Below are 22,490 nucleotides of genomic sequence, written 5' to 3' on the forward strand. Positions count from 1 at the left end.
GCCACGTCCGGTGAGTGCACACGAGCATCTCCCGGCCAAGGCCGACACATCCCGTTGAAGACCCGAAGTCAGTCAGAGTTTGAGTCAGACCCTGCCGGGAGGTGCTCACCTACATCATCTCTGTCAGGCCCTGATCGCCAACAGACGGCATGTGGAACGTCCTCGGCGAGGCGTTGTCGTACCCCCGGTGTAGCGTCCGGGCCGGAACCGGGTTCATGCTCTGCGGTTAACGGAGGCACGCGGATGACGAGTACGACAGGCGAGCCCGTGGTGGTGGTGTCCCGGCGCATCGGGGCCCCGGCGGAGGAGATCTTCCGGATCCTGGCCGACCCCCGACGGCACCCGGACCTCGACGGCTCGGGGATGCTCCGCGGTGGCGTCTCCGACGCCGTGGTCTCGGGCGTCGGAGACGTCTTCGTGATGCGGATGCATTACGAGCGATACGGCGATTATGAGATGAACAACCACGTCGTCGAGTACGAGCCGGACCGTCGCCTCGGCTGGGAGCCGAGGCCCGGTCGCGGGCACCCGGACGCCACCGCGCCCGGGGCCGCGTGGGGCCACCGGTGGATCTTCGATCTGCTCCCGGACGGAGCCGGGGCGACGGTCGTGACCGAGACCTTCGACGGTTCGCGCATGCCGGAGGACAAACGCGCGGAAGTGGACAGCGGGCGCGCCTGGTGGCAGACGCAGATGGCGAGCACCCTGGAACGCCTCGCCGACCAGTGCGCCGCCCGGTGAACGCCGAACTCGACGCCCTGAAGGGAGCCCTGGACCGTCAGCGCGAGCATGTCCTCGGGGTCCTGGAAGGGCTCTCGGAGGAGGATCTCTGCGGCGGCCGGTGCTGCCCAGCGGCTGGAGCTGCCTGGCATTGCTGCGCCACCTCACCCTGGATGTGTTTCTTGGCCCAGCGGCGGATGTCGGCGCCCTTGTGGGCGGACAGGTTGTCCAGGATCACGTAGATCGGGGCGCCGTCGGGCCGGGCGGCACGATCGATTTCAGGGCGGCCAACGTGGTGGCGGCGCCCTTTCTGCGGCGGTCGACGCCCCACAGGGTGTCCGTCGCCGACTAAGTAGCAGCCGTGGAAGTAGCGCACGCCGTGGGTGCGGTGGTAGGTGGCGGGCAATCGGTCGGGGCGCTTCTGGGTGGCCCAGCCCGAGCCCGCGGTGGGACGGATCCGAGCGGGCCGAACCCGTCGAAGGCGAAGACCCGGTCCGGGAAGCGGTCCAGGACTTCCTCGATCCGGTCTAGCTTCGCCTCCCGGTCGGGGTCCGGGGACTCCTTCCAGGTCTTGGCGCGCTGGAAGGTGATGCCGCGGCGGGCGAGCAGGCCACGTAACGCCTCTCGGCCGATCCGAATCACGCGGCCGGGGGCTTTCCACAGGTAGGCGACGAGTTTGCGCAGTGACCAGCGGGCGAAGGGCTGGCCGATCTTGGTCGGGCGGGTGGTGGCCGTCTCTGACGGTGTCTTCATCGGCCTGCACCAGCTGGGCGATCACCGGCACCCGGTTCCCGCCGGCGGAGCCAGCAGCATCATCGCGCGCCGGTAGCGCACCGAGCTGGTGCTGCCGCGGCGCACGATCTGCTGCAGCTTCTGCCCCTCCTGGTCGGTCAGTCTGCGCACACGGACGGGCTCGGCCACCGCGTTTCCAACGGTCGGATCGGACGTCACCGCACATCCAACCGCCACGACCACCAACCCGGCGAACCTATGCGGTCACAGCACTAGCCCTGCGGGGATGGCGGCTTCTCGCTGGGCTGGTCGCAGGCCGAGGACAGGATCTCCTGCCCGTTGGGCTTGTGGATCACGATGTCCCGGTCGCAGTTGACGGGCGTCGGCGCCACGGCCAGCAGCCACGCCTCCCGGATCGTCACCCTGCCGCCGGTGCGATACTCGCCGGTCTCGCCGACGACCCGCTCGGCCTCGTGCTCGCCCAGCGCGGGAATCGGCGTGCCCGGGTCGCGGTCCGCCGCAGCCCGCTGGACCGGCACCAGTGCGACGTCCACCTCGTTGTCTCCCCTCAGATCCCCGCCGGACTCGTCGATCCACGAGATCAGGTGATCGACCTGGTCCCTCTGCACGCCGCAGACACCCTGCGTCTCCAAGCGGCCGTTCAGCCAGACGAACGCGTACGACGGCTCGCGGCAGTCGACCTGCACGTTCACCGACGTGCTGATGCCCGTGTAGGGGAACCGCAGGACGCGCCCGCCCATCTCGATCTCCTTTTCGAGGAACACCCGCTGCCCCGCGAGGTACGACACCCCCGGAGTCAGTGAAGGGCCGGCCATCGCGGCGGCGGGGTCCGAGCCGTCGGCCGGCGTGATCGTGACCGTCCGCGGCGCGGTCGCGACCATCGCTGCGGCGGCCAGGCCCGCGGCCAGCACCGCCCCCGCGGCGCCGCGACGGCGCCGGATGCGCCGCACCCTCCGGTCGACGTCGGCCAGGGTGACACCCGCGCCCCTCGCCTCGGAGGCGTCCCGGGCGAGCAGGTCGCGCAGGTCGTTGTCGGTCATCGTCATGTCAGCCCTCCAGGCTCATCGCGGAGCGGGCGGCGGAGTCGACGCGCAGCCTGGCCAGGGCCCTGCTCGCCTGGCTCCGCACGGTGGCGACCGAGCAGCCGAGGATCTCCGCGGTCTGGGCGTCGCCCAGGTCGGCGAAGTAACGCAGCACGATCACGGCGCGCTGTTTCGGCGGCAGGCAGGTGAGCGCCTGCCGTACGGCGTCGCGGGAGCCGAGCAGGTCGGCGGAATCGCCGACGGCCGGTTCCGGCAGCACTTCGGTCGGCTGCTCGCCCCGCCAGCGCCTGCGCCACCAGGAGGCGTGGGTGTTGGCGAGGATGCGGTAGACATACGGATCGGGGTTCTCGCCGACCCTGCGCCAGGCCAGCCACGCCTTGGCCAGCGCGGTCTGGAGCAGGTCCTCGGCGGTGGCCCAGTCGCGGCAGAGCAGGTAGGCCGTCCGCAGCAGTCGGTCCGAGCGCTGCTGGACGTAGCGCTCGAAGTCGGCCCGGTCGCGCATGTGCGGCCCCCAGGTTCTCGGTGATCCCTTGGTGAACGGTCACCGATGACTACGCCCTGGGAGGGTCCGTTGCCTCGTACCGCCGTCCGGCCGACGGCGGATCAGCGCGGCCAGATCGATGCGACCCGGATCAGCGGGCCCAGATCAGTACGGCCCGGATCAGTGCAGGCCGCGGTGGCGGCGGCGGTCGGGGATCTCGTATCCCCCGTGGCCCGGGCGCCGGCGGCGCTCCTGCCACCACTCGCTCCAGACGAACCAGCCACGCTTGATCGGCTCGGCCCGGGAGTCGCCGATGATCTTCACGTCGCCCATCAGCACGTACGCCGTGACCCTGACGACGGGGGCGGACTGGCCGCGGGGTGCCTCGACCACCTGGACCTTCTTGTCCCCCATGATCGTGACGCCGGAGAGCTCGACGTCGACGCCGTCCGGCACGATGATCTTCACGTCGCCCATCACGCACGTGGCGACGATGTCCACCTCGCGTCCGCGCACCTCGGCCTGACGCAGGTCGAGGACCACGTCGCCCATCACGCAGACCGCGCCGATGCCGTCGTCGATGCGCCAGGTGCCGGTCCTCTTGGCGTCGCCCATCACCGCCACGATCCACTTGCGCGCCCTGCCCTGCGAGGCGGCCGGCGCAGCGGGCCCGGGAGCGGGAGCGCCTCCCGGCAGGTCGGCGGTGATCTGGGCGAGCTCACCGTGGGTCTGCGCCAGATAGGCGGCCTCGGTCCGCTCGGTCAGCTCCGCGAGGGTCAGCCGCCCCTCCGCGGACGCCTCGCGTAGCCGTTCCACCACGGACTCGCGTTCGGCGTCGGACGCCCGCACGCCACCCGGATCATTCACGCCCTTCACCGTATCCCGCCCGGCCCCGCTGTCCCTCCTCCCTGCGAACGATCCCGGAAATCGATCCCGGAGACTACCCGGGGACGATCCGGGGTCGATTCGGGGAGACGATCCCTGCGGCGAGGCCCGGAAGGGGCTGTGTGAGCATGGAATCGTGACCCGCAGCAGGTTGCTGGAGGCGATAGCGGGAGGGGACGTCGCGCGGGTGGCGGCGATGCTGCACCCGGACACCGCCGTGAACCCCGCTCAGGGGACGACGCCGCTCTACCGGGCGGCCCTCGGCGGTCACCACGACATCGTCGGTCTGCTCCTGGAGTACGGCGCCGACCCGGACCAGCCGAGCGGGGGGCACGAAGAGGGCCTTCCGCTCTGCGCGGCGGCGTGCTGGGACCACGCCGAGACCGTGCAGGCGCTGCTCGACGGCGGCGCCGACCCCGACGCGGCGGAGGAGGGCGGCTGGACGGCCCTGCTGTGGGCCGCCGCCAACGGCAACCTGGAGTCGGCCGACATCCTGCTCGACGCCGGGGCCGATCCGGGCCGGGCCGACGACGCCGGCGACACCCCGCTGACGCTGTCCGCGCTCTTCGGGGCGTACGGGATCGTGTGGTCCCTGCTGGAGCACGGCGCCGACCCGTCCGCGCCCGGCTGGGACGGCGCGACCCCGCTGGAGATCGCCACGCGACTGGCGGCGGTGGATCTCGAAGCCGTGTTGCGCGATGAGGTCTGCGCGAGGGTGGGCGGCGAGCACACGGTGCTGGTGCTCCACGCCTCCGCACCGGACGGCACCCGGCGAGTGACGGTCGAGGCGCGCGGCGCCGGCGGCGGCTACTCAATCACGCGCCAGCACGGGCACGCCGCCGCCGCGACGGTCCTGGAGGCCGCTCTCGGCCTGCGACCACCCGCGGACGTGCTGCTCAGGCGCGCGCTGCCCTACCGCGACCTGGACGAGGACGACGAGACGTGGTGGGCGGCCGTCCACGCGCTCCAGGCCCGCCACGACGAGGAGACCTTCCTGGCGCTGGCCCGGCTGTGCGAGAGCGACGACCCGGTGGAGCGGGAGTTCGGCGTCGACGTGCTCGCGGAGTTCGGCCCGGAGACGGGGCTCGTCCCGGAGACGGGGCTCGTCCCGGAGACGGGGCTCGTCCCGGAGACGGGGCTCGTCCCGGAGACGGGGCTCGGTAGGAAGACAGAGCTCGGCCAGGAGGCGGGGCTCGGCCGGGGCGCCGTGTCCCCGGGCGCCGTGTCCCCGGGCGCCGTGTCCCTGGGCGCGGGGCACGCCCCCTACCGTGACCGCGTCCTGGAGATCCTGCGCGACCTGGCCCGGCACGAGACCGAGCCCTCGGTCGTCGAGGCGCTGCTCCATGCGTTCGGCCAGCAGGCCGACGAACGGACGCTCCCCGAGGTGCTGAAGATCGTCAACAGCCCGGGACGGGAGCCCACGGTCCACGACCCCGTCGCGCTCGCTGCGGTCCTGCCGCCGGACGACGAGGACGGGCTGACCACGCTGATCCGGCTGAGCCGGTGCGCCGACGACGAGGTGCGCGACTGGGCCACGATGGGCATCGCGGCGCTGCCCGCGGACACGGCCTCCATCAGGGACGCCCTGGTCACCCGGCTGACCGACCGCGATCTGACGACGGTGGCCGAGGCCGCGCGGGGCCTGGCCGGGCGCGGGGACCGGCGCGCGATTGAGGGCGTCCACCGGGTGCTGTGCGAGGCGGACGCGGGCCAGGACTACGCCCGCGACCTCGCCCTGGAGGCGGCCCACGAGCTCGGCCTGGAGATCTCCGGCGCCTGACCGCCTGCCGCCCGGTGTTCGTCCCGCGCCTGACCGCCTGCCGCCCGGTGTTCGTCCCGCACCGGACCGTCTGCCGCCCGGTGTTTGTCCCGGCCCTTCGAGATGTTGAGATGGAGTCCCGGCATGTTGGACGTCCGGCATGGACGAGTCCCGGCATCGACCACAGGAGGCCCCAGTGACCCACGACGTGACCAATCAGGTGCCCCCGCTGACCGGCCACGACGTCTCGGCCGACCCGGTTCTGCTGGAAGGGCTCGCCAGGGAGGGCGCGGACTGGGCGACCGGAGAGCTGCGCCAGCTCGGCCTGCTGGCCGGCTCCGCGAAGGCACAGGAGTGGGGACGGCTGGCCAACGAGCATCCGCCCGTGCTGCGCACCCACGACCGGTATGGCAACAGGATCGACGAGGTCGAGTTCCACCCGGCCTGGCACGAGCTCATGACGGTCGCCGTCGAGAGCGGCGCGCACGCCGCGCCCTGGACGTCGGCCCGGCCGGGTGCGCACGTCGCCAGGGCCGCCAAGTTCTTCACCTGGTCGCAGGTCGAGGCCGGGCACGGCTGCCCGATCTCCATGACGTACGCCGCCGTGGCCGCGCTGCGGCACTCGCCGTCGCTGCGGGCGGAGTGGGAGCCGCTGCTGGCCTCCCGTACGTACGACTTCGGGCTGCGCCCGCCGCAGGACAAGCGCGGCGTGCTGGCCGGGATGGCCATGACCGAGAAGCAGGGCGGCTCCGACGTGCGGGCCAACACCACCAGGGCCGTGCCGCTGGGCGACGGGAGTTTCGCGCTGACCGGCCACAAGTGGTTCAACTCCGCCCCGATGTGCGACGTTTTCCTGGTGCTCGCCCAGGCTCCGGGCGGGCTGTCGTGCTTTCTGCTCCCCCGCGTGCTGCCCGACGGCACCCGCAACGCGATGCGCCTGATGCGGCTGAAGGACAAGCTCGGCAACCGGTCGAACGCCTCGGCCGAGGTCGAGTACGAGGGCGCCGTCGCCTACCTCGTCGGCGAGGAGGGCCGGGGCGTACGGACGATCATCGAGATGGTGAACATGACCAGGCTCGACTGCGTGATCGGATCCGCCGCCGGCATGCGCTACGGCCTGACGCAGGCGCTCCACCACACCCGCCACCGCAGCGCGTTCGGCCGGACGCTGGCCGAGCAGCCGCTGATGCGCGCGGTGCTCGCCGACCTGGCGCTGGAGTCGGAGGCGGCGACCACGCTCATGACGCGCCTGGCCGGGGCGACCGACCGTGCCATCAGGGGCGACGCCGCCGAGGGCCTGTTCCGCCGGGCCGCCCTCGCCGCGGGCAAATACTGGGTGTGCAAGCGGGCGCCGGTCCACGCCGCCGAGGCGCTGGAGTGCCTCGGCGGCAACGGGTACGTCGAGGAGTCGCAGATGCCCCGGCTGTTCAGGGAGTCGCCGCTGAACGGCATCTGGGAGGGCTCGGGAAACGTGGCCGCCCTCGATCTGATGCGTGTGATGGCCAGGGAGTCCGAGGCGGTCGAGGCGTTCTTCGCCGAGGTGGCGCTGGCTCAGGACAGGAGGGTCGCCGACGCGGCCGAGCGGGTGCTGAAGAGGCTCGCCTCGGCGGGAGAGTCCGACGCGCGCCGGGTGGCCGAGGAGATGACGCTGGTCCTGCAGGCGTCCCTGCTCGTACGGCACGCCCCCGCCGCGGTGGCCGACGCGTTCTGCGCCTCGCGCCTGTCCGGCGACTGGGGACGGGCCTTCGGCACGCTGCCCTCCGGCCTCGCCCTGGAGGCGATCCTCGACCGCGCGGCGCCGGCGTGACCCGACCGGCCATGCCGGTGGACCATGCCGGTGGGCTATGCGCACCGGCGGCGGCGTTAAGGTCACTGTGGATAGGCTCCGCTTACTGAAGGGATATCGCCATGGCGACCACTCGTACCGCGACGACGCAGTGGAAGGGCGCGCTGCTCGACGGTTCGGGCACCGTTTCGCTCGACACCTCCGGCGTCGGCACCTTCGACGTCTCCTGGCCCTCCCGCGCGGAGGCGGCCAACGGCAAGACGAGCCCGGAGGAGCTGATCGCCGCCGCCCACTCCTCGTGCTTCTCGATGGCCCTGTCCGCCGGCCTGGCCAAGGCGGGCACGCCGCCGCAGTCGCTGGAGACCCGCGCGGACGTGACCTTCCAGCCGGGTGAGGGCATCACCGGCATCGTGATCTCCGTCCGGGGACAGGTGCCCGGCATCTCGGCCGAGGACTTCCAGCAGGCCGCCGAGACGGCCAAGGCGAACTGCCCGGTGAGCAAGGCGCTCGCCGGCACGACGATCACCCTGAACGCCGAATTCGTCGGCTGAGCACCAGCGGGAGCCCCTGCCGGACCCGATCCGGTAGGGGCTCCCGCGTTCCCGTGCGAGAGCAGGGGTCGTCGCGGGTGCACGATTCGCCCCAGCAGTGGAGAATGAGGTTACATGCGCGAGGTTTGGCCTGGAGAGCCCTACCCGCTCGGCGCCACCTGGGATGGTGTGGGCACCAACTTCTCGGTGTTCTCGGAGGCGGCCGAGCGGGTCGAGCTGTGCCTGTACGACGACGACGGCGGAGAGACCCGAGTCGACCTGCCCGAGGTCGACGGGTTCGTCTGGCACGGATACGTGCCGGGGATCCTGCCCGGCCAGCGGTACGGCTTCCGCGTGCACGGGCCCTACCGGCCCGACCACGGGCACCGGTGCAACCCGGCCAAGCTGCTGCTCGACCCCTACGCCAAGGCGATCGAGGGCTCGGTGCGGTGGAACGAGTCGCTGTTCTCCTACCACTTCGCCGATCCCGCACGGCTCAACACCGAGGACTCCGCGCCGTACATGCCGAAGAACGTGGTGGTGAACCCGTTCTTCGAGTGGGGCAACGACCGGCCGCCCCGCACGCCCTATCACGAGACGGTGATCTACGAAGCGCACGTGCGCGGCCTGACCATGCGCCATCCCGCCGTCCCCGAGGAGCAGCGGGGCACCTACGCGGGGCTCTCGCACCCCGCCGTGCTCGACCACCTCCAGTCGATCGGCGTGACGGCGGTCGAGCTCATGCCCGTCCACCAGTTCGTGCCGGAGCACTTCCTGGTCGCCCGGGGCCTGACCAACTACTGGGGCTACAACACGATCGCCTACATGGCGCCGCACAACACCTACGCCAGCTCGGGGCAGCGCGGCGAACAGGTCCAGGAGTTCAAGGCGATGGTGCGCGCCCTGCACGAGGCGGGCATCGAGGTGATCCTCGACGTCGTCTACAACCACACCGCCGAGGGCGACCACATGGGCCCCACGCTGGGCTTCCGGGGCATCGACAACGTCGATTACTACCGCCTGCGCGAGGAGGACCGCCGCTATTACCTCGACTACACCGGGTGCGGCAACTCCCTGAACGTCCGCTCGCCCCACGCGCTTCAGCTGATCATGGACTCGCTGCGCTACTGGGTGCTCGACATGCACGTGGACGGCTTCCGCTTCGACCTCGCCGCCGCGCTCGCCCGCGAGCTGCACGACGTCGACCGGCTCAGCGCGTTCTTCGACCTCATCCAGCAGGACCCGGTGATCTCGCAGGTCAAGCTGATCGCCGAGCCGTGGGACGTCGGCCCCGGCGGCTACCAGGTCGGGAACTTCCCGCCGTTGTGGACCGAATGGAACGGCAAGTACCGCGACTCGGTGCGGGACTTCTGGCGCGGGGCCTCCCAGACGCTGCCCGAGTTCGCCTCGCGCCTGGCCGGGTCGAGCGACCTGTACGCCAGCAGCGGCCGCCGCCCGGTCGCCTCGATCAACTTTGTGACCGCGCACGACGGATTCACCCTCACCGATCTCGTGTCGTACGACCACAAGCACAACGAGGCCAACGGCGAGGGCAACCGCGACGGCACGGACGACAACCGCTCCTGGAACTGCGGCGCCGAGGGCCCGGTGGAGGACCCCGGCATCGTACGGCTGCGCCGCCGGCAGCGGCGCAACCTCCTCACCACGCTGTTCGTGTCCCAGGGCGTGCCGATGCTGCTGGCGGGCGACGAGTTCGGCCGCACCCAGCGCGGCAACAACAACGCCTACTGCCAGGACAACGACACCTCCTGGATCGACTGGTCGCTGGTCCGGCAGGAGGGCGACCTGCTCGACTTCGTCCGCCGCCTGGCCGCGTTACGGCGGGCGCATCCCGTCTTCCGGCGGCGCCGGTTCTTCCAGGGCCACTCGGTCGGGGACGGCAGCAGGGACGTCATCTGGCTCACGCCGTCCGGCACGGAGATGACCGACGGCGACTGGCACACCGGCTACGCGAAGTCGCTGGCGGTGTACGTCAACGGCGAGGCGATCAGTGAGCCCGGACCGCGCGGCGAGCGGATCAGCGACGAGACGTTCCTGCTGCTGATCAACGCGCACCACGAGAACCTGACGTTCGCCCTCCCCGGCCCGGAGCTGGGGGCGGCCTGGCGTCCCGTCCTCGACACCGCCGACGAGGACGTCCGCGACGACCCGTACGCCGAGGAGACGCTGCCCGCCGGGGCCAAGGTCTGCCTCACCGACCGGTCCATGCGGGTCCTGATCTCCGCCGGCGGCTGAGCCGCCGGGCGGTCAGCGGGCGAGGATCTTGTCGAGGTCGTAGCTCACCGGACGTTCGAGCTGTTCGTAGGTGCAGGACGCCGGGGTGCGGTCCGGGCGCCAGCGGCGGAACTGGGCGGTGTGACGGAAGCGGTCGCCCTCCATGTGGTCGTAGGCCACCTCGATCACCCGCTCCGGCCGCAGCGGGATGAACGACAGATCCTTCTTGGCGTTCCACCGCGACACGGCGCCGGGCAGGCGCTGTCCCTCGGCGCCGCCCCCCGCGACCTCGGCCCAGTGTCCCCACGGATGCTCGCTCAGGTCCTCCACCCGGTAGGGCGCGAGCTCCTCGACGAGCTCCTCGCGCCGCTTCATCGGGAACGACGCGGCGACGCCCACATGGTGCAGGCGGCCGTCCGGCGAGTAGAGCCCGAGCAGCAGAGAGCCGACGATCGGACCCGACTTGTGCTCGCGGTAGCCCGCCACCACACAGTCGGCCGTCCGCTCGTGCTTGACCTTGAACATCACCCGTTTGTCCGGCGTGTACGGCTGGTCGCCCGGCTTGACCACGATGCCGTCGAGACCCGCGCCCTCGAACGCGTCGAACCACTCGGCGGCCCGGCTCTCGTCCCGGGTCACCGGCGTGAGCCGTACGGACCGGCCCGCGCCCGCCAGCACCTCCTCAAGCCGCGCCCTCCGCTCCGAGAACGGCGCCTCCATGAGGTCGTCCGTCCCGGTGGCGAGCAGGTCGAAGGCGACGAAGGACGCGGGCGTGTTCTCGGCCAGCATCCGCACCCGGGACTGCGCGGGATGGATGCGCTGCTGCAACGCGTCGAAGTCGAGCGACTGTCCCCTGATCAGCACGATCTCGCCGTCCACGACACACCTGGGCGGCAGCTCCCGTCTAACGGCCTCGACCAGCTCGGGGAAGTAGCGCGTGAAGGGCCGCTCATTCCTGCTGCCCAGGAAGACCTCGTCGCCGTCGCGGAAGACGATGCAGCGGAAGCCGTCCCACTTCGGCTCGTAGTAGAGCGTGCCGTCCTGCTTCGGCAGCCCCTTGACGGCCTTGGCGAGCATCGGCGCGACCGGCGGCACGACCGGCAGATCCAGGTCGGGGATCTGCGGCTCAACCGGAAGCTTCATCCTGCGCCTCCCTGATGTATCGGCAGAAGAGGAAACCGTCCTCTTCGAGCACCTGGGCGAGGGTCACCGGCGTGTGCGACGCGACGCCGTCCAGTATGCGCGCCGCGTCGCCGCCGGCCAGCAGCGGGCTCACGGTCAGCGCCAGCTCGTCGACCAGGCCCGCGGCGGCGAGCTGCGCGTTCACCCGGGGACCGCCCTCGCACAGGACGCGGCCGAGCCCCCGGTCGCGCAGCTCGCCCACGGCTGTCGCGAGATCGACCAGTTCGTCGCCCGCGATGATCAGATCAGCCCTCGCGGCCGCCTCCTCGCGGCGGTCCTTCGGCGCCGACTCCGTCGTGATCACGATCGTCCGGGCGTACGGCTCCGCCTCGGTGAACAGCTCGCTGTCGAGGTCGAGGTCGAGGCGGCGGGTGACGACGGCGATGGGCGGCGCCGGGGGCCTGCCCTCCCGCAGGGCCCGCCACGACTCGCGCGGGCGGGCCGGTCGGTATCCCTCGGTGCGGACGGTGGCGGCCCCGGCCAGCACCACGTCGGCCAGGCCGCGCAGCAGTCCGAAGATCCGCTTGTCGGCCCCGCCGGACAGGCCCTCCGAATGGCCCTCGACCCAGGCCGCGCCGTCGGCGCTGGCCACCATGTTGAGGCGCAACCAGTGGTCGCGCGGGTAGGCGTAGGCGGCGGGGATGTCCGGCTCGTCCTCGGCATAGGGGTGGATGCGGCGCACGCTTCCTACAGTGGCACACGAGAGAACCCGACGCAGTGAGCGGAGTGAGCGGTGAGGAACGAGCCGCTCGCAAAGCGAACGAGGAGCCGGTGAACGAGTCAGGGAACACGAGAGAACCCGACGCAGTGAGCGGAGTGAGCGGTGAGGAACGAGCCGCTCGCAAAGCGAACGAGGAGCCGGTGAACGAGTCAGGGAACACAGCACCGACAACGCCACCGTGACGCCCCCGCGCCGTTCCGCGACGCCCGCCACGGTCCCGGCAGGACCGTCTCCGGGCCGACACGGCGCCTAATTCCGCACCCCGGGCACTTCGCCGTTCTAATCTTTCCGCCGATCGGCACAAACACGGAACGTGATATTCGGGGGGCGGATATATGCGCGGGCCGAGCAGGCGGGAACTGCTGGCATCGGCGGTGTGGGGCGCGGCGGCGACCGCGTTCGGGGTGCGCGCGACGGCGGTGCACGCGGCCCCGGCCCGGCCGGCGGCCCGCCGGCGGGTCGGCGACATGACCAAGGAGCAGTGGGCGGCGTTCGTCCGGGCGGTACGCGTGCTGAAGGCGCGGGGGACCTACGACGCGCTGGTCAAGACCTACGCGGACGACTTCGCGGCCACCCACGCCAACGGCTTCTTCCTGCCGTGGCAGCGCAGGTATCTCCTGCAGTTCGAGCGGGAGCTCCAGCGCATCGATCCGGCCGTGTGCGTGCCGTACTGGGACTGGCCTCTCGACAGCCGGGCGCCGGAGCGCTCGGTGGTGCTGTCGAAGGCGTATTTCGGGGGAAACGGCAGCGCGAAACACGATCAGGCCGTCGTCGACGGCGCATTCGCCGGGTGGGCCGCCAAGGTCCCGCGGATCCATCCGCTCCGGCGTTCCTACGCCGACGGCGGGAAGATCGCCCCGTGGGCCTCGCCCGATCTCATCGCCGACATGCTGAAAAATCCGGACTTCCAGGTGTTCAACATGCAGCTGGAGATCCACATGGGCGCGGTGCAGATGGGCATCGGAGGAGACCTGGCCCAGTCCGCCGCCCCGAACGACCCTCTGTACTGGGCCGTCGCCTGCTTCGGCGACCTGCTGTGGCAGATGTGGCGCTCCCGGCACCCCGAGGCTCCGATCCGGTCGGCGTACGGGGACGTCACCGAGGACAGCCGCCTGCCCCGGTACGGCGACACGGTCGCGGGCGTCCTGGACGTCGAGAAGCTGGGATACCGCTACGACGCCGTGTGGCCGCGTACGCGCTGACGCCGGGCCCCCCTCCGCCCGAGCGGCGGGCCGCACCGCGCGTACAACCGGCGCGGACGGGAAGGGCAGACGGAGGGGACAGTGGCGGTGAGGCCCGGCCGGCGGCGCCCGGCGAGCCCGGAGCCGATCGGGCGGAAGCGGGTCGTACCGCCGCGGCCCCACCTGCGCGGGACGCCGGCCGATGAAACGGACATCGAGCCGGCGGAGCCGCTGCGACGGGGGGACAGAACTCATGTGCCGCTGGCTGACCTACACCGGCTCGCCCATCGCCCTGGAGAAGCTGCTCTACGAGCCGGAGAACTCCCTGATCGACCAGAGTCTCCACGCCAGGTACGGCGAGGAGACGGTGAACGGCGACGGGTTCGGCATCGGCTACTACGGCGACGGCGGCGTGCCTCCCGCGGTGTTCAAGGACACCAAGCCCGCGTGGGGCGACCGCAATCTCCGTGAACTCGCCCGCCACGTCCGGTCGCCGCTGTTCATGGCGCACGTGCGCGCGTCCTCTGGAACGGCGATACAGCAGACGAACTGCCATCCGTTCAGGTACGGCTCCTGGCTGTGGATGCACAACGGCGCGATCTCCGAGTTCGGCCGTCTCAAACGGGATCTGGTCCTGGCCGTCGCCCCGGACCTGTTCCCGGTGATCGAGGGGTCCACGGACTCGGAGGTCATGTTCTTCCTGGCGCTCACGCTGGGGCTGCGCGAGGACCCGCCGGGGGCGGTGGAGCGGATGGCCGGTCTCGTGGAGCGGACGGCGCGCCGGCACGACGTGGACAACCCGCTCCAGATGTCGCTGGCCACTTCGGACGGGGAGTGCCTGTGGTCCTTCCGCTACTCCAGCGACCGTCGTTCCCGGTCGCTCTTCCACAGCGCGAACACTCAGACTCTCCGGCATCTCCATCCGGAGGTGTTCGGGTCGGTGGACGTCTCCGACGACGCGCGGCTCGTCGTGTCGGAGCCCCTGCGCGACCTGCCCGGCCTCTGGGTGGAGGTTCCGGAGTCGACGTACACGGTCGTCAGACCGAACTTTTTCGACATGCACGCATTCAGCCCAGCTACACCCTGAATGACCTGATACGGAGAGGAGCGGACGGTGACTCCACGGGAAGGCAGGCAGGTCAGGCAGCGGCCGGTATGGGTCAACCCGTTGTTCGGGGCGACCGACCCCGCCTCCGGGATCACGACGGTCCCTCCCCGGCACCGGCTGCCGGAGGGACCCATGGCGCCCGCCGGCGTGTCCCGGCTCATTCGCGACGAGCTGATGCTCGACGGGAACCCACGGCTGAACCTCGCCACGTTCGTGAGCACCTGGATGGAGCCTGAGGCGCACGCGCTCATGGGCGACATGGCCGACAGGAATCTGATCGACAGGGACGAGTATCCCGCGACCGCCGAGCTGGAGCAGCGCTGCATCCCGATGATCGGCCACTTGTGGCACGCCCCCGACCCCGACGCCTCGGTGGGGACCTCCACCGTCGGGTCCAGCGAGGCGTGCATGCTCGGCGGGATGGCGCTCAAACGCCGCTGGATTCGGCGCAACGCCGGCCGCTACGCCGCCGGGACGCGGCCCAACCTGGTCATGGGCGTCAACACCCAGGTGTGCTGGCAGAAGTTCTGCAACTACTGGGAGGTGGAGCCCCGTATGGTCCCCATGGAGGGCGAACGGTTCCACCTGGGCGCCGAGGAGGCCGCCGGGCAGTGCGACGAGAACACGATCGGCGTCGTCACCGTCCTCGGCTCCACGATGGACGGAAGCTACGAGCCAATCGCCGACGTCTGCGCGGCGCTCGACGCGCTGGAGGAACGCACCGGGTGGTCCGTGCCCGTGCACGTGGACGCCGCGTCGGGCGGGATGATCGCCCCCTTCCTCGAACCGGACCTGGTGTGGGATTTCCGCCTTCCGCGGGTCGCCTCCATCAACGTCTCCGGGCACAAGTACGGGATGGTCTACCCGGGGCTCGGGTGGATCCTGTGGCGGGACCGGGACGCGCTCCCCGGCGATCTGGTGGAGCACGTCGACTACCTCGGCGGAGACGTGGCGACGTTCACGCTCAACTTCTCCCGGTCCGGATCGCAGGTCGTCGCGCAGTACTACAACTTCCTGCGGCTCGGTTACGAGGGGTTCCGCGAGGTGCAGGGCGCCCTCCGGCGGGTGGCGACCCATCTCGCCGGGCGGATCGAGGGCCTCGGCTGCTTCCGGCTGCTCACGCGTGGCGACCAACTGCCGGTGTTCGCCTTCACCACCGGCGACGACGTCACCAGGTTCAACGTCTACGACGTGTCCCGGCGGCTGCGGGAGTGGGGCTGGCTGGTGCCGGCCTACCCGTTCCCGCCCAACCGCGGCGACCTGCACGTGCTGAGGGTGGTGTGCCGCAACGGCTTCTCGCTCGATCTGGCCGACCGCCTGGCGGACGACCTCGACGGCCTGCTGCCCTGGCTGCACAAGCAGCCCGCCCCGATGTTCGGCCCGGACGCCGCGACGAGCTTCCACCACTGACTCACCGATCCCGGTGTGACTCCGCCCACACCGGCGACCGGCACGCGCCGCCGGCGTGCGTCGGCGCGTGCCGCACGGCCCAACGGGCCCTCACGTCAGGCCCTCGCGTCAGGCCCTCGCGTCAGGCCCTCGTGGTGGCGCGGGCCCTGCCGGCCGTCTGGGCGACGGTCTCCCGCTCCTGCCTCTCCTGCTGGCGAGCGGACCTGGAGATGTCCTCCAGCTCGTGCGCGGTCTCCTCGAACTCCTGCGCGGCCTCACGGCTCATCTTGCTCACGATCCTGCGCCCGCGGAGGGCCATGTCCTCGTACACCTCGCCGGCCTTGGCGAGTGCGTACGGGCCGACGCCCGCGAGGGCGCAGAACGGCTTGGACATCGTGATCCTCTTGACCGGTGTCGTCACTTGGTCACTCTCCATACATATCGGTCTAGCGGCGGCTTCCAACTGTCCAACCAGGGGAGAACGGCCCGGCGTCAGGAAGGTGGCGTGCCGAGGGCTTCCATCCCGGGCCTGATGGTGTCGGCGACCCGCGCCGGGTCGACGTCCGCGACCCTGGAGGTCTTCCGCGGATCCGTCCAGGTGCCGTGGTCGGGACTCCCGTGGTCGTCCTCAGGCTCGCCGTAGCCGCAGCTCAGGCACATTCGGATGTCTCCCCCCGCTCGGTCTTGTGCACGACGGCCCCGGCAGCGGTACGAGGGCGAGGCCGGGTGTTCCAGGTTCGTCCGAGTGCGGTCTTGCCCGGGGACGAGCGCCCGCTCCCCCGCCTGCCGGCGCTCGCCAGGACCATCCCCGCACGCGTCTCCAGGGACACCGGGCGGGAATGCAAGAGCCGATCAAGAGCAGAGACCCGCGGACAAAATCGTCGCCCGGCAAGTCACGATCAGCCGGTCGGCCTCGCCTTGCTCGGCTGCACGCGCCTCGGCTCGCCGGGCATCTTCGGGTAGTTCGGCGGATAGGGCATGTCGCCCCGCTCGTCGGCGTCGTACCACTCCAGCAGCGTGCCGATGTCGTGGGCCCGGTCGTCGATCGCCCGCTGCACGTCGCCCAGCCTGGCGAACCGCTCCGGCATCGTTGTGATGTCGAAGTCGCGCGGGTCGCAGTCGGCCAGCTCCTCCCACGTCACGGGGGCGGAGACCCGGGCGTCGGGCCGGGCGCGGACCGAGTAGGCGGCCACCACCGTCCGGTCGCGGGCGTTCTGGTTGTAGTCGATGAAGACCTTCTCCCCCCGCTCCTCCTTCCACCAGGCGCTCGTCGCGAGGTCCGAGCGCCGCTCGACCTCACGGGCCAGGGCGATCGCGGCGTACCGCACCTCGGTGAAGGTCCAGCGGGGCTCGATGCGCACGTTCACGTGGATTCCCCGGCTGCCCGAGGTCTTCGGGAAGCCCGTCATGCCCAGCTCGTCGAGGATCTCCTTGACCGTGAACGCCACCGTACGGGCCTGCTCGAACGAGGTGCCGGGCTGCGGGTCGATGTCGATGCGCAGCTCGTCGGGGTGGTCGAGGTCGGCGCGGCGGGCGTGCCACGGGTGGAAGTCGATCGTGCCGAGGTTGGCGCACCAGGCGATGGCCGCCACTTCGGTCGGGCAGAACGCGTCGGCCGTGCGACCGCTGGGGAAGCGCACGGTGACGGTCTCGATCCAGTCGGGGTGCCGGGGCATCCGCTTCTGGTAGATCGCCTCGGTGCCGACGCCGTCGGGGTGCCGCTTGAGGTAGGTCGGCCGCTCTCGCAGGGCGCGCAGCACGCCGTCCCCCACACTCACGTAGTACTCCACCAGGTCGCGCTTGGTCGCGCCGATCTCCGGGAAGTAGACCTTGTCCGGATTGGTGACCTTGACTGTGCGGCCACCCACCTCTATCTCGATGTACGGCGAAGCCATGGAGGTGACCCTACCCGGACGAGGGGGTCCGTCCCGGGCTGCCGACGGCGGCCGGACCGGGCGCTCCCACGGCCGCGCCCTCCCGGCGCAGGCTCGTGGTCGCGTACGGCGCGCTCGCGTTCGGACGGCGCCGCACGCGACGGGACGGACCACGGCGGCCGCCCGTGGGCGGCCTCCTCTCACCGTCCGGCGGCGTCCAGCACGGGTCGGGTGCTTCGCCGCCCTGACGGCGGTGTGGGTGACCGCCCCCGCGCGGGTGGCGGCGATCAACCCCCTCGTCAGTGAAGACGCCGGAAGACCCGGAAAAGGATGCCTCGACCCGCGAAGACGTGCGGGGAAGATCCCGGGCCTTCCTGGAGTTCCTTAGTTCGTAATCCCCGCGAGGGATCGCAGAAGGCAGGGTGGTGAGCATGGAGAAGATAATCAAGAGCGACGCCGAGTGGCGCGCGGAGCTTTCCCCCGAGGAGTACCGAATCCTCCGGCAGGCGGGGACCGAGCGCCCGTTCAGCGGCGAGTACGTCGACACCAAGACCGTCGGCGTCTACTCCTGCCGCGCCTGTGGGGCGGAGTTGTTCCGGTCGGAGGCCAAGTTCGAGTCGCACTGCGGCTGGCCGTCGTTCTACGAGCCGTCCGAGTCGGAGACCGTGACTCTGCGCGAGGACGACTCGCTCGGCATGCGCCGGGTGGAGGTCCGCTGCGCCCGCTGCGACTCGCACCTCGGGCACGTGTTCCACGGCGAGGGCTACCCCACGCCGACCGACGACCGGTACTGCATCAACTCCGTCTGCCTGACCCTGCAGCCGGCCGAGTGAGGCCTATTTCGGCTTGGGGTAGGTGACCCGGCAGTCGCCGTCGTCCGGGCCGAGGACGTTGGCGAGGACGGGGTTGCCGTTCTCGCCGAACCTCGACTGGACGAACACCACGGGGTTCGGCTCCCCCCGCTCGGCGAGGTACTCCAGGCCGCGTTTGCACAGGGTGATCGCGGTCTTGGAGTTGTCGGCGTTCTCCGGGAGATTCGTGTAGATGCGCAGGTAGCCGCCCTCGGTGCGGATGTCCTTGACCCGCTTGGCGGTCTTGTCCTTCCACCTGCCGCGGAAGTAGGACTCCGCCTTGGTGTCGGTGTACTTCGACGGCCCCGACGCCTTCTCCTCGGCCGCCTTCTTGTCCCGCTTGGGGGTCGCCTTCTTGCCGGTGTCGACGCTGGCGACGGTCAGCTCGCCGGCCGGTGAGGCCTGCGGCGTGGGCGCGGCGACCATGTGCCCGGGAGCCGCGTCGGAACGCGACAGCGGCCAGGCGATCGCGACGGCTCCGACGGCGAAGGCGGCCACCCCGAGGGACACCTCGACGACGTGCGAACGGGCCCGCCTCTTGCGGCGGCGCCCCCTGGAACGTGCCAGCCCGCTAGTCACTCTGCCTCACCTAGACGTCGATCCTTCGTCACAGTATGGCAAAGACGCCAAGCGGCCAAGACCGTTTCCGACTCTTCGCGCAAGATCGGCCCAAATGTCCCTTGTGCACTCCGCCCGGCGACGGGCTTCGTCCTGGACAGGAAGGCGCTGATCATCGCGGGCGCCTGCGGACGGGCTCAAGAAGTGGCTGATGGCGCGCATAAGCGGCCGCTATGAGCGGACCGGAAGCTCTCCGCCGGTCCGGGCTTTCAACTACTCGCAGCGCCGAGCCTCCGCATCCGGCGGCCGGCGACGAACCGAACGAACCGAACGAACCGAGGATGAACGTGATGACCGTGGAAGTGACGACCGGAGAGCTGGCCGGACAGGGCGCTCTGGTCACGGGGGCCACCAAGGGCATCGGACGGGTGACCGCGCTGATGCTGGCCCGGCTCGGCGCCGAGGTGGTGTTGTCGGGCCGCGACGAGCAGCAGGGCAAGCAGGCGGTCGAGGAGATCCTCGCGGGAGGCGGCCGGGCGCACTTCGCCGCGGCCGACCTGCGCGACGAGGCGTCCGCGCGCTCGCTCGCACGGCGCGCGACCGAGCTGCTGGGCCACGTGGACGTGCTGGTGAACAACGCCGGCGTCTACCCCTTCGCCCCCACGACGGACATGACCGAGCAGGACTTCGACGGGGTCTACGACGTCAACGTGAAGGCACCGTTCTTCCTCGTCGCCGAGCTGGCGCCGGCCATGGCCCGGCGCGGCCGGGGCGCGGTCGTCAACGTCACCACGATGGTGGCGGAGTACGGCCACTCCGGCTACAGCCTGTACGGCTCCAGCAAGGCCGCGATCGTGCTCCTCACCAAGTCGTGGGCCGCCGAGTTCGGCCCCCGGGGCGTGCGGGTCAACGCGGTGAGCCCCGGCCCGACCCGCACGGAGGGCACCGCGCCCATGGGCGAGGATCTGGAGGCCCTCGCGCGGACCCTGCCCGCCGGCCGGCCCGCCTCCCCGGAGGAGATCGCCGAGGCGATCACGTTCCTGGCCTCGCCGCGGGCGAGCTTCGTCCACGGGACGACCCTCCACGTCGACGGCGGCCGCTGGGCCGTCTGACCCCTTCCCGCCCGGCACCGCTCCGCGGCCGGCACCGCCGCCGGCCGTGGAGCGGGGCAGGCGGCGGGGCCGGCATGGCGGGAGGCCGGCGCCGCGGCGCCGGCCCGGCCACGTGGGGCCCCCGATCGCTAGGGCAGCGCGGCGACGAGCTCGCTGACCGGCTTGCGGGTGCCGGTGTAGAAGGGGATCTCGATCCTGGTGTGCCGCCTCGCCTCGGCTCCGCGCAGGTGGCGCATCAGGTCGACGATGCGGTGCAGTTCGTCGGCTTCGAAGGCCAGCATCCACTCGTAGTCGTTGAGCGCGAAGCAGGCGACCGTGTTGGAGCGCACGTCGGGGTACTCGCGCGCCATCTTGCCGTGCTCGGCGAGCATGCTGCGCCGCTCGGAGTCCTCCAGCAGGTACCACTCCAGGGACCGTACGAAGGGGTAGACGCAGACGAAGCCCCTGGGCTCCTCCTCGGCGAGGAAGGCCGGGATGTGGGACTTGTTGAACTCGGCGGGGCGGTGCAGGGCCATGGCCGACCAGACCGGCTCGCTCGCGCGCCCGAGGGCGGTGCGGCGGAAGCGGGTGTAGGTCTCCTGCAGGTCCTCGGCCGAGGAGGCGTGCCACCAGAACATGTAGTCGGCGTCGGCGCGGAACCCGGCCACGTCGTAGCAGCCTCGGGTCGTCACGTCCTTGCCCGCCGCCTGCGCGAGCAGTTCCTCGACCTCGCCGGCGACGCCCTCGCGGGCGGCGGGAAGCTGGTCGCGCAGCCGGAAGACCGACCACATCGTGTAGCGGATGACCAGGTTGAGATCGCGCGCCTTCGGCCGCGGGGCAGGCTCCGTCATGCCCCTATTCTGCCGGTGGGGGGTGGCGGTCCGGCCGCCGGGTGCTGTGTCTCCCGCAGGTGCTCCAGGACGAGCTTGGCGGCGGTGCGGGCGGTCGCGACGCAGGCCGGGATGCCGACACCCTCGTACGCCGCGCCGCAGACGGCGAGGCCGGGCTGCCCGGCGACCGCCGCGCGCACGCGGGCGATCCGGTCGAGGTGGCCCACGTCGTACTGCGGGAGCGCGCCGCCCCAGCGGGTCACCCGGGTGTCCAGCGGCAGGCCCCGCACCCCCATGATCTCGGCCATCTCGTTCAACGCCAGGGCGGTCAGCTCGGCGTCGTCACGCTGGAGTACGAGTTCCTCGCCCAGCCGGCCGACCGAGCACCGCACGATCATGACGTTGCGGTCGGCCTCGGCCAGATGGGGCCATTTGACGCTGCTGAACGTCGCGGCCTTGACCGGCCTGCCCTCGACCGGCGGCACCAGGTAGCCGCTGCCCTCCGGGGGCTCGGGGAAGGCCGTGCGGGGATAGGCGAGGGTGACGATGGCCATGCTGGCGTACTCGATCGCGGCCAGTTCGGCCGCCGCCTTCGGCACCTCCCGCCGCAGCAGACGGGAGGCGGGCCGCGCGGGGACCGCCAGGACGACGGCGTCGGCGTCGATCACCTCCTCGTCCCTGGTGGGACCGGTGACCAGCCGCCAGCCGTCCGGCGTCCTGATCAGGTCGCGGACGGTGACGCCGGTGCGGATCTGCGCGCACGACTCCTTGGCCACCGCGGCGGGCAGCGCGCCCAGGCCGCTCCTGAGCGTGGTGAAGACCGGCCCGGCGTCCGCGGGGGCCTCCGCGGTGATGCTCCTGGTGGCCTGCAGCAGCGACCGCTCGGTGCGGGCGACGGCGGCGATCCGCGGCATGGTCGCGTCCAGCGACAGCATGTCGGCCCGGCCCGCGTACACGCCGCCGAGCAGCGGCTCGACCAGCCGGTCGACGACCTCGCTCCCCATCCGGGCCCGGATGTAGGCCGCCACGGACACGTCTCCGGTCACGAGCGTGGGCGGCAGGAACTGGTCGAGGGGCACCCGGGCCAGTCCGGCCGGCGACAGGACGCCCGAGCGCGCGAGGTCGACCACGTCCGAGGGGACGCCCATCACCTGCTGCCGGGGCAGCGAGCGCAGCGATCCGCGCGACAGGACCGAGGCCCGCGTGGTGCCGGGGTCCACCAGGTCGTCGCCGAGGCCGGCCAGCCGGGCCAGTTCCTTGCCCTCGGGCCGCCGCGCCAGCATCGACTCCGCGCCCGCGTCGACCTCCACCCCCGCCACCTGAGAGGCGTGCAGCTTGCCGCCGACTCTCGGCGCCGCCTCCAGCACCGTGATCCTCAGGCCGGCGTCGGCCCGGTTCAGGTGCAGCGCCGCGGCCAGACCCGCGATGCCCCCGCCGACGACGACCACATGACGACCCGCGTTCCCTTCCATGGGGCAAAGCTACCGGCCCGTACGCCAGGGTCCCGCACCGG

At 71.5% G+C, this 22,490-nt stretch carries 21 protein-coding genes and 1 pseudogene; 10 read left to right on the top strand and 12 right to left on the bottom strand.

The genetic code is table 11. The annotated features are described in order from the left end of the window. Positions 1-243 precede the first annotated feature (243 nt). Entirely contained in the window at positions 244-741 is a 498-nt protein-coding gene (locus tag FLX07_RS16530; protein WP_142571695.1) for an SRPBCC family protein, read from the top strand. 154 nt (positions 742-895) lie between these two features. Here FLX07_RS16530 and FLX07_RS38705 read toward each other — a convergent pair. The 4 genes and pseudogenes from FLX07_RS38705 to FLX07_RS16555 all read right to left on the bottom strand — a co-directional run. Further along, a pseudogene (locus FLX07_RS38705) lies at positions 896-1,641 on the bottom strand (transposase); the annotation flags it as partial. 83 nt (positions 1,642-1,724) lie between these two features. Beyond that, on the bottom strand, positions 1,725-2,519 hold the full coding sequence (locus FLX07_RS16545; protein WP_142571696.1) for a hypothetical protein: 795 nt from the start codon (positions 2,517-2,519) through the stop codon (positions 1,725-1,727). A gap of 1 nt (position 2,520) precedes the next feature. Further along, positions 2,521-3,018 carry a SigE family RNA polymerase sigma factor gene (locus FLX07_RS16550; protein WP_142571697.1) on the bottom strand — a complete coding sequence of 166 codons (498 nt, stop codon included), beginning with the start codon at positions 3,016-3,018 and terminating at the stop codon, positions 2,521-2,523. A 159-nt stretch (positions 3,019-3,177) separates the two neighbouring features. Next, positions 3,178-3,864 carry a DUF1707 SHOCT-like domain-containing protein gene (locus FLX07_RS16555; RefSeq protein ID WP_142571698.1) on the bottom strand — a complete coding sequence of 229 codons (687 nt, stop codon included), beginning with the start codon at positions 3,862-3,864 and terminating at the stop codon, positions 3,178-3,180. Between the two features lie 154 nt (positions 3,865-4,018). Between FLX07_RS16555 and FLX07_RS16560 the strand changes: the two genes are divergently transcribed. The 4 genes from FLX07_RS16560 (at position 4,019) to glgX (ending at position 10,213) form a co-directional block, all read left to right on the top strand. Continuing rightward, positions 4,019-5,662 carry an ankyrin repeat domain-containing protein gene (locus FLX07_RS16560; protein WP_142571699.1) on the top strand — a complete coding sequence of 548 codons (1,644 nt, stop codon included), beginning with the start codon at positions 4,019-4,021 and terminating at the stop codon, positions 5,660-5,662. 139 nt (positions 5,663-5,801) lie between these two features. After that, a complete protein-coding gene (locus FLX07_RS16565; RefSeq protein ID WP_142571700.1) occupies positions 5,802-7,448 on the top strand; it encodes an isovaleryl-CoA dehydrogenase in 1,647 nt (548 codons plus the stop codon). A gap of 101 nt (positions 7,449-7,549) precedes the next feature. Beyond that, positions 7,550-7,978 carry an OsmC family protein gene (locus FLX07_RS16570; protein ID WP_142571701.1) on the top strand — a complete coding sequence of 143 codons (429 nt, stop codon included), beginning with the start codon at positions 7,550-7,552 and terminating at the stop codon, positions 7,976-7,978. A gap of 114 nt (positions 7,979-8,092) precedes the next feature. Continuing rightward, positions 8,093-10,213 (top strand): glycogen debranching protein GlgX, encoded by a 2,121-nt coding sequence (gene glgX / locus FLX07_RS16575; protein WP_142571702.1) that lies wholly within the window; start codon positions 8,093-8,095, stop codon positions 10,211-10,213. Between the two features lie 12 nt (positions 10,214-10,225). Here the strand turns inward: glgX and FLX07_RS16580 are convergent, their stop codons facing one another. Beyond that, entirely contained in the window at positions 10,226-11,335 is a 1,110-nt protein-coding gene (locus FLX07_RS16580) for an ATP-dependent DNA ligase (protein WP_223853491.1), read from the bottom strand. Then, positions 11,319-12,056: a pyrimidine reductase family protein gene (locus FLX07_RS16585; protein WP_142571703.1), complete on the bottom strand. Its 738-nt coding sequence runs from the start codon at positions 12,054-12,056 to the stop codon at positions 11,319-11,321. The genes FLX07_RS16580 and FLX07_RS16585 overlap by 17 nt, the downstream gene beginning before the upstream one ends. A 374-nt stretch (positions 12,057-12,430) precedes the next feature. Here FLX07_RS16585 and FLX07_RS16590 point away from each other — a divergent pair, with 374 nt between their 5' ends. From FLX07_RS16590 to gad, 3 genes are all read left to right on the top strand, one after another. Next, complete coding sequence (locus FLX07_RS16590; protein ID WP_142571704.1) at positions 12,431-13,297, top strand: tyrosinase family protein; 867 nt, start codon at positions 12,431-12,433, stop codon at positions 13,295-13,297. 232 nt (positions 13,298-13,529) lie between these two features. Continuing rightward, a complete protein-coding gene (locus FLX07_RS16595) occupies positions 13,530-14,363 on the top strand; it encodes a class II glutamine amidotransferase (protein WP_142571705.1) in 834 nt (277 codons plus the stop codon). A gap of 27 nt (positions 14,364-14,390) precedes the next feature. Continuing rightward, a complete protein-coding gene (gad, locus tag FLX07_RS16600) occupies positions 14,391-15,794 on the top strand; it encodes a glutamate decarboxylase (RefSeq protein ID WP_142571706.1) in 1,404 nt (467 codons plus the stop codon). 121 nt (positions 15,795-15,915) lie between these two features. Here gad and FLX07_RS16605 read toward each other — a convergent pair whose 3' ends face one another. From FLX07_RS16605 to ligD, 3 genes are all read right to left on the bottom strand, one after another. Beyond that, positions 15,916-16,194 carry a hypothetical protein gene (locus tag FLX07_RS16605; protein WP_142571707.1) on the bottom strand — a complete coding sequence of 93 codons (279 nt, stop codon included), beginning with the start codon at positions 16,192-16,194 and terminating at the stop codon, positions 15,916-15,918. 71 nt (positions 16,195-16,265) lie between these two features. Continuing rightward, the gene (locus FLX07_RS36470; protein WP_167748271.1) at positions 16,266-16,433 is read right to left on the bottom strand and encodes a hypothetical protein; all 168 of its coding nucleotides are present in this window, start codon (positions 16,431-16,433) and stop codon (positions 16,266-16,268) included. 239 nt (positions 16,434-16,672) lie between these two features. Further along, the gene (ligD, locus tag FLX07_RS16610) at positions 16,673-17,668 is read right to left on the bottom strand and encodes a non-homologous end-joining DNA ligase (protein WP_142571708.1); all 996 of its coding nucleotides are present in this window, start codon (positions 17,666-17,668) and stop codon (positions 16,673-16,675) included. 410 nt (positions 17,669-18,078) lie between these two features. On the opposite strand from ligD, the gene msrB reads away from it, so the two are divergent. After that, positions 18,079-18,480: a peptide-methionine (R)-S-oxide reductase MsrB gene (gene msrB / locus FLX07_RS16615; protein WP_142571709.1), complete on the top strand. Its 402-nt coding sequence runs from the start codon at positions 18,079-18,081 to the stop codon at positions 18,478-18,480. Positions 18,481-18,483: 3 nt separating this feature from the next. Here msrB and FLX07_RS16620 read toward each other — a convergent pair whose 3' ends face one another. Further along, the gene (locus FLX07_RS16620) at positions 18,484-19,077 is read right to left on the bottom strand and encodes a hypothetical protein (protein ID WP_142571710.1); all 594 of its coding nucleotides are present in this window, start codon (positions 19,075-19,077) and stop codon (positions 18,484-18,486) included. Positions 19,078-19,406: 329 nt separating this feature from the next. On the opposite strand from FLX07_RS16620, the gene FLX07_RS16625 reads away from it, so the two are divergent. After that, positions 19,407-20,168, top strand: a complete 762-nt coding sequence (locus FLX07_RS16625; RefSeq protein WP_142571711.1) for an SDR family NAD(P)-dependent oxidoreductase — start codon at positions 19,407-19,409, stop codon at positions 20,166-20,168. A 128-nt stretch (positions 20,169-20,296) separates the two neighbouring features. On the opposite strand, the gene hemQ is transcribed toward FLX07_RS16625, so the two are convergent. After that, complete coding sequence (hemQ, locus tag FLX07_RS16630) at positions 20,297-20,998, bottom strand: hydrogen peroxide-dependent heme synthase (protein ID WP_142571712.1); 702 nt, start codon at positions 20,996-20,998, stop codon at positions 20,297-20,299. Continuing rightward, positions 20,995-22,449 carry a protoporphyrinogen oxidase gene (gene hemG, locus FLX07_RS16635; protein WP_142571713.1) on the bottom strand — a complete coding sequence of 485 codons (1,455 nt, stop codon included), beginning with the start codon at positions 22,447-22,449 and terminating at the stop codon, positions 20,995-20,997. Before hemG ends, hemQ begins: the two co-directional genes overlap by 4 nt. Positions 22,450-22,490: the final 41 nt, after the last annotated feature.

Source organism: Microbispora bryophytorum (genome assembly GCF_006874465.1).
In the GTDB taxonomy this organism is placed as follows: Bacteria; Actinomycetota; Actinomycetes; order Streptosporangiales; family Streptosporangiaceae; genus Microbispora; species Microbispora bryophytorum.